Consider the following 7,407-nt stretch of genomic DNA (forward strand, 5'->3'; position numbering starts at 1 on the left):
CTACGGATTTTTGAATTATAGGAATGTCTCATGAAACGAGCCGTAATCACCGGTATGGGTATTGTTTCCAGTATCGGTAACAACGTCGAAGAAGTATTAGCGTCATTGAAAGCGGGTAAATCAGGCATCAACGCATCTGAGCAGTTCAAAGAAAAAGGTCTGCGTTCACAGGTGTGGGGTGATCTGAAAATTAACCCTGCTGAGCACATCGATCGCAAAAAAATGCGTTTTATGGGTGATGCTGCTGCTTACGCATACCTTTCGATGGAGCAGGCTATTGCTGATGCAGGTTTAACTGAAGAGCAGGTTTCTAACGATCGCACAGGTATCGTTGCGGGTTCAGGTGGGGCTTCCTCTCTGAACCAAGCTGTGGCAGTGGATACGCTACGTGAAAAAGGCGTGAAGCGTATTGGCCCTTACATGGTACCTCGTACTATGTCTTCAACTGTGTCCGCTTGTTTGGCTACGCCATTCAAGATTCGCGGTGTGAATTACTCAATGAGCTCAGCTTGTGCAACGTCTGCACACTGTATTGGGCACGCTGTTGAGTTGATCCAACTTGGGAAACAAGACGTCGTATTCGCAGGCGGTGGTGAAGAGCTCGATTGGACGCTTACCATGATGTTTGATGCGATGGGCGCACTTTCAACGAAATACAATGACACACCTGAAAAAGCATCACGTACTTACGATGCCGATCGTGATGGTTTCATCATCTCCGGTGGTGGCGGTATGTTGGTGATTGAAGAGCTAGAACATGCGCTTGCTCGCGGGGCAACAATCTACGGTGAAGTGGTTGGTTACGGCGCGACGTCAGATGGCTACGATATGGTTGCCCCGTCCGGTGAAGGCGCAATCCGTTGTATGAAGATGGCGATGCAAGATGTTGATGGCGTTGATTACATCAACACTCACGGTACGTCAACTCCTGTAGGTGATGTAAAAGAGCTAGGAGCAATCCAAGAAGTCTTTGGTGGCAACAGCCCAGCGATTTCGGCAACCAAGGCGATGACAGGGCACGCATTGGGTGCTGCTGGTGTACACGAAGCCATCTACTCTACTCTAATGCTTCACCACAACTTTGTCGCGCCAAGCATCAACGTTGAAAACTTAGATGAAGCGGCAGAAGGTTTGGATATTGTCACTGAAATGCGTGAGCAAGAGCTGACAACAGTGATGTCAAACAGCTTTGGCTTCGGTGGAACAAACGCCACTTTGGTAATCAAAAAATACCAAGGTTAATCGGTACCCAAATTATTGACAGTTTCCAGAGCTGATCAGCCTAGCTGATCACACAGACGCGGAAAGTTCCCCAAGGAGAGCGGGGTTCAGTCCTTTTGTTCTGGATTTTACCGGTCTCATCTGAGACCGGTTTTTTTATTTCCAATGCAGAGTCAAATCTTGCACAATCCCAACATAACTTCTTGAACTGACTATTCTATGAAAATCCTTATTGATGAAAATATGCCTTACGCTGAAAAACTCTTTAGCCAGCTGGGTGAAGTGGTTTTGAAACCAGGACGTACTTTGACTGCCGAAGATTTAGTCGATGTGGATGGCTTGATGATTCGCTCTGTGACCAAAGTAAATAAAGAATTGATTTCCAAAGCCAATAAATTGAAGTTTGTTGGCACCGCAACGGCAGGAATGGATCATGTTGACCAAACACTGCTCAAAGAAAAAGGCATTTTCTTTACGGCTGCACCGGGTTGTAACAAAGTGGGTGTCGCTGAGTATGCGTTCAGCGTGATGATGATTCTAGGGCAGCAACAAGGCTTCTCTGTATTCGATAAAACCGTTGGTATTATTGGTGCGGGGCAAGTAGGTTCTTATCTTGCTCAATGTCTTCAAGGCATGGGCATTAACGTTCTATTGAATGATCCCATTAAACAAGCCGAAGGGGATGGACGCACTTTTACCACACTTGAAACACTGCTCGAACAATCTGATATTATCACGTTACACACCCCAATCACGCGTGATGGAGAGTACCCAACTCACCATATTCTAAACGAAACGCGTTTAGAGGCGCTGAGGTCGGATCAAATCCTGATTAATGCAGCGCGCGGTCCTGTGGTTGATAACTCAGCGTTGAAAAAGCGTTTACAGCGCAATGATGGCTTTACGGTTGCGTTGGATGTCTTTGAGTTTGAACCAGAAGTTGACATGGAATTGTTGCCTCTACTTGCCTTCGCTACCCCCCATGTGGCCGGTTATGGTTTGGAGGGTAAAGCGCGTGGTACGACCATGATTTTTAACTCTTTCTGTGAGTACTTAGGTAAGGATAACCGAGCCTACGCTTCTGAGTTATTACCTATCGCCCCTGTTCCGCGTGTTCAACTGGATAGAGCGTGGGACAACGCAACACTGCACAATCTTACCCAATTGATTTATGATGTCCGTCACGATGACGCCATATTCCGTCGTAATATTGCCCGATCAGGTGCATTTGATGAAATGCGCAAAAATTATTGGGATAGAAGAGAGTACAGTGCCGTCACTTTAGTGGGGAATCAAGAGTGCAATCTTGAACCACTCGCTAAGCTAGGTTTTCAAATCGAGGTAACAAATGAGCCAAGAATTTAATGTTGCGATATTAGGCGCAACAGGTGCCGTGGGTGAAACCATTCTTGAAGTGCTAAAAGAGCGTGAATTTCCAGTTGGAGAACTCCACTTATTAGCGAGCGAGCGCAGTGAAGGCAAAACGTATCGCTTCAATGGGAAAACCGTTCGTGTGCAAAATGTGGACGATTTTGATTGGTCACAAGTACACATAGCGCTATTTTCTGCTGGCGGCGATCTGTCAGAGAAATGGGCTCCAATTGCCGCAGATGAAGGCGTTGTTGTTATCGATAACACGTCACAGTTCCGCTACGACTATGATGTCCCTTTGGTGGTTCCAGAAGTCAATCCAGAAGCCATTGCGGAGTTTCGTAACCGTAACATCATTGCAAATCCGAATTGTTCAACGATCCAGATGCTTGTTGCACTCAAACCAATTCATGATCAAGTGGGTATCGAGCGTATTAACGTGTGTACTTACCAGTCTGTATCAGGCGCTGGCAAAGCGGGTATCGACGAATTGGCAGGTCAAACCGCGCATTTGTTGAACGGGATGCCAACGGAACAAAAAGCATTCAACCAACAAATTGCTTTTAACTGCATTCCACAAATCGATAAGTTTATGGACAATGGTTACACCAAAGAAGAGATGAAGATGGTTTGGGAAACCCAAAAAATCTTCAACGATGAGACTATCACAGTGAATCCTACTTGCGTTCGCGTGCCGGTATTTTACGGTCATGCAGAAGCCGTTCATATCGAAACGAGAACGCCTATTGATGCCGATCAAGTTGCGCAGCTTCTAGAGCAAACCGATGGCATCGAAGTATTCCATGGTGAAGAGTTTCCAACGCAAGTTCGCGATGCTGGTGGTAAAGACCATGTTATGGTTGGTCGTATCCGCAATGATATCAGTCATCACAGTGGCATAAACCTTTGGATTGTGGCAGACAATGTACGAAAAGGTGCAGCCACAAACGCTGTTCAAATCGCCGAAGTGCTAATTCGGGATTATTTCTAAGTATAACTATTTTAAAAGCCTCATATTGTGAGGCTTTTTTCTTGCTTCTATTTTGTTCAAATCATGCAAAATTGAGTAAGAATGGTACGAATATCAACTCGGACACACATTTTTTCGTGCGGACGCTATAGTTTTACGACATTTATCCGATATATTTAGCAGATCACATTATTATTCAAGATAAGAAAGCAAGAAAGCTGAGCCTTATATGCATCATTTTTTCAAGCGTTTGTTAACGCCCTTGCTTCTGATGGTCTCGACTCAAATTCCAGTGGCTACCGCTGATACCATCAGAGTAATTGGTTCCAACGGAGAGGTTTCAGACTCCCCACGCTTCGCTGAGCAGATTCGACAACCTGCCGCTCAGGGGCAACCCTCTTTGTTTTATGGTCCGACACGGGGAAATGAAACTCTGTGGGGTATTGCTACGGCTTTAAGACCATCCAATAGCCTAACGGTTCAACAAACGTTGCTTGCGATATATCGCCTTAACCCCCAAGCATTTGAAGGTCAAAATATACATAGCTTGATCCCAGGCAGCACGCTTCGTATACCATCATTACCACAAGTCCAATCTGAAAGTACGGCCAATGCCGTAAGAATTATGTCGGCTCACCAAGCTCGCCTAGATGGTCAGAATCGTAATCAAACGGCACAACCTGCTGAAAGACCTCGACCTAACGTAGTGCAACCCAAACCTGCTGAGCCGAAAATAGAAGCCCCGACATCAACCGTATTGACAAAACCTAAACCAGAAGTGGTTCAGGAAGAACCAAAATCGGATCCCGTAGCGGTTTCAAAACCAGCGGCAGATCCAAAACCAGCAGTGAAAGAGGGTGAGCAGGTTAATCCGCTGAAAGAACAGCTCGATATGTCGGAAAGTGAACTTTCGTCGCTCGAAGAGAAAAACCACCAGCTTCGCTTGATGTTATCTGAAGTCCAAAACGAAGTTAAAACACTCAAAGATGAACTGGGTGATGAGAATCGCATTCGCGATGAAGTTCAAAAGCTGCTTGATGCTGAGAAAATAAAACAGCTAGAAAGTCAGCAAAATGCGCCTACATTGATGGAACGGATAGTCGGTAACCCGCTACTGTTAGGCGCATTAGCGTTAATTCCTGGTCTATTAATCGGCTTGTTGGTCGTTATGCTGCTAAGCCGACGCAAAGAGCCGGAAGCTGAGGAAGAAGCACAAGAGCAAACTCTGGCAGAAGTACCGCCAGCGCCTGCCAATAATGAAGATGAAGAAATTGACGAGATCAATTTAGATGATGACCTCATCGGCGGTATTGAAGGCGATGAGTTGTTTGGCGACGAGTCCGATGTAGCGTTCTCCGACGATATGGCAGAAGAAGGCGGACAACCGAAAGAATCCGATGACGTATTTGGCGATCTGAATGATGACGACCTTGATTTTAATCTCAGTGATGAAGGCGACGATCCATTTGCGAGTATCGGGGATGATGGTGAGTTAGACACCGACTTAACGGATATTGAATCCAGCGCAACGGGAATTAGTGTAGAGGCTGGCGAACAAGCACTTGGTCTTGAGGAAATGGAGCGAGCGCTAGACGAGATCGAACCAGAAATCGAAGTAGATATCTCAGAGAACGAGATGGGAGAGTTCGACCTAGCGGGTGATGACGAGCTATCCAATGACGATATCGATGTGCTGTTTAGCTCCGACGAACCAGAAGAAGATCTCGGTGCGAATGAGCTTGATCAATCGATGTTGGACGACTTATTTGCAGGCATAGATGATACCGAAACCGACGAAGACTTGGATTTTGGGACTTTGTTGTCCAATGACGAAAGCAGCGAAGACTCTGATGATGCCACTGCCGATGGAATCGATCTTGACTCTGAATTAGGTGAAGATGCCTTTAACGAATTGTTAAGTGAAAGTACCCCCGACATCGATGATGGAGACTCTGTCCTTCTCGACGAAATGTTGGAAGCAGACACCGACTTAGATTCAAACAGTACCGACTTACTTGACGATGTTTTAGAGGCAGATGATTCAGGTCTGAACGTAGAGCCCGATGCACTTCTTGATGAAGCGTTAGAGCAAGATGACATAAACAATGATGCTGCTGATGATATTCTTAATGAGTTTGACTTAAGCGAAGACAGTACAGATTTGCTTGATGAGGTACTCGATGGTCCATCAGAAGAAACAGAAACACTGGATCCGGAATCTACAGACTTATTAGACAGCTTACTGGATGAGGCAGATTCAAATGACACACCTGAATCTTTAGATGAAAATAGCACCGACCTATTAGATGATTTCATCGATGACGACTCTAAAGCCTCCGTTGATGCGGATAGCACAGATCTGCTTGATAGTGTACTAGAGGAATCAAATGAAGAAGAGTTTGATCTAGGGATTCCAGAGTCGCTGGATGAAGACAGCACGGATTTGCTAGACGATATCTTAGAGGAGTCTAAGGCAAGCGTTGACTCAGAAAGTACGGATCTACTCGATGAATTAGTAGAAGATGATACTTCAGTTGAAAGCGAATTTGATTCGGATGATTTCGATCTAGGTTCAGAGGCGCCAGATGACGTAATGGCTACGTCTGAAAGTGAGAATAGCGACTTTGATTTTGAGTTCGAATCCGAAAGCCATTTAGATGATGATGCAGAACAGAATGAACTTGGGGAGCCGGAAACATCAACCTCGGAAGAGCTCAAGTCTGAGCAAGAACCATTAGAACAGGCGATCACTCAAGATAATGAATCAGTCGATACTGATGAATTGACAGAAATATCAGATTCTGATGTACAACCCGACTCTGACGTGCAACCGGACATGGATACCGTTGCTGATGTGTCAGAAGAGGACGATTCGCAAGAGGCGCTCGACCAAAAAAATGAGCCAGAAAATGACAATCAAGAGCAAGAGTCTGCGGGACAAGAATCTGAAGAGGCTGATTTACAAGAGACCGAACAGCCGGAACCCGATACAACAGAAGTAGAAACTGCTGACGAACCCCCCGTTTCACCTGAAGAAGCTGAGTCTTCCCCAAATAGCAATGAAGACCTTGAGGCAGAAATTGAGCTAAATGTAGAGCCAGAGCTAAATGCAGAGCCAGAGCAAAACTCAGCGCCTGAAGAATCCATTGCTGAAGACTTTCCAGCGCAACCGATACAAAACGCAGAAACAGCGTTTTCGCTAAAAGGTCATGATGATGAACCCCTCGATGTATTGATGGGTGAAACACGTGAAGAACCTGAGTTCACCGACGCAAATATTGGTGAGTTAGATGAAAGTGCGGTGAAATCGGATATCGATTCAATATCAGAAGACAGTGAACCCGTTGAAGACTGGCAAGAAGAAGCGTTCTCAGGTGAAGTCAGCACCGAAGAAGATGCACCAGATTTACCTGATATTGGTGAACTTCCCCTCAATGAAAGTCCGTCTGAGGAGAGTGTTTCCGAAGCGGCAATGGAAGGTATTGAGTCAGAACTAGATTCTGATTTAAATCCGGATTTAAGCGAAGAAACCGAAACAATCTCTAATGATGGTGTTGACAGTGGTGAACTGGACTTACCATCTAAAGAGCCAGAGCCAGAGCCAGAGCCAGAGCCAGAGCCAGAGCCAGAGCCAGAGCCAGAGCCAGAGTCAGAGTGTGAGCCGTAGCATAAGACAGATCCAGAGAAAAAGAAAGAGAGTGAGGCAGAGAGTACAGAGAAGCAAGAGTACACGGCAAAGACATAGCCAAAGAGTGAGAGTAAGCACAGAATCGATCGAACACGCACAGAAGAGCAAGAATCGGCAACACGTTACCAAACGACAATCCATACCTGTGATTAGGGAG

Annotated in this window: 5 protein-coding genes; 4 read left to right on the plus strand and 1 reads right to left on the minus strand. The window is 45.7% G+C overall.

What is annotated here, in order from left to right:
• Positions 1-30 precede the first annotated feature (30 nt).
• The 4 genes from fabB (at position 31) to HC752_RS04100 (ending at position 7,229) form a co-directional block, all read left to right on the plus strand.
• A complete protein-coding gene (gene fabB / locus HC752_RS04085) occupies positions 31-1,242 on the plus strand; it encodes a beta-ketoacyl-ACP synthase I (protein WP_190333843.1) in 1,212 nt (403 codons plus the stop codon).
• Positions 1,243-1,440: 198 nt separating this feature from the next.
• Positions 1,441-2,586, plus strand: a complete 1,146-nt coding sequence (locus HC752_RS04090) for a 4-phosphoerythronate dehydrogenase (RefSeq protein ID WP_190333844.1) — start codon at positions 1,441-1,443, stop codon at positions 2,584-2,586.
• Positions 2,570-3,583, plus strand: coding sequence for an aspartate-semialdehyde dehydrogenase (locus tag HC752_RS04095; RefSeq protein WP_190333845.1), 1,014 nt, complete (start codon positions 2,570-2,572; stop codon positions 3,581-3,583). Before HC752_RS04090 ends, HC752_RS04095 begins: the two co-directional genes overlap by 17 nt.
• A 208-nt stretch (positions 3,584-3,791) precedes the next feature.
• On the plus strand, positions 3,792-7,229 hold the full coding sequence (locus HC752_RS04100) for a FimV/HubP family polar landmark protein (RefSeq protein WP_190333846.1): 3,438 nt from the start codon (positions 3,792-3,794) through the stop codon (positions 7,227-7,229).
• On the opposite strand, the gene HC752_RS24745 is transcribed toward HC752_RS04100, so the two are convergent.
• Positions 7,144-7,407 (minus strand): hypothetical protein (locus tag HC752_RS24745; RefSeq protein ID WP_238930401.1); only part of this gene is annotated, 264 nt, incomplete at its 5' end. The two genes, HC752_RS04100 and HC752_RS24745, sit on opposite strands and share 86 nt — an antisense overlap.

It is taken from the genome of Vibrio sp. S9_S30 (genome assembly GCF_014694455.1).
Lineage (GTDB): Bacteria > Pseudomonadota > Gammaproteobacteria > Enterobacterales > Vibrionaceae > Vibrio.

Excerpts from the sequence above, each read along its gene's own strand:
- HC752_RS04090 (WP_190333844.1), top strand. The coding sequence starts at position 1,441 with ATGAAAATCCTTATTGATGAAAATATGCCTTACGCTGAAAAACTCTTT.
- fabB (WP_190333843.1), top strand. The coding sequence starts at position 31 with ATGAAACGAGCCGTAATCACCGGTATGGGTATTGTTTCCAGTATCGGT.
- HC752_RS04100 (WP_190333846.1), top strand. The coding sequence starts at position 3,792 with ATGCATCATTTTTTCAAGCGTTTGTTAACGCCCTTGCTTCTGATGGTC.
- HC752_RS04095 (WP_190333845.1), top strand. The coding sequence starts at position 2,570 with ATGAGCCAAGAATTTAATGTTGCGATATTAGGCGCAACAGGTGCCGTG.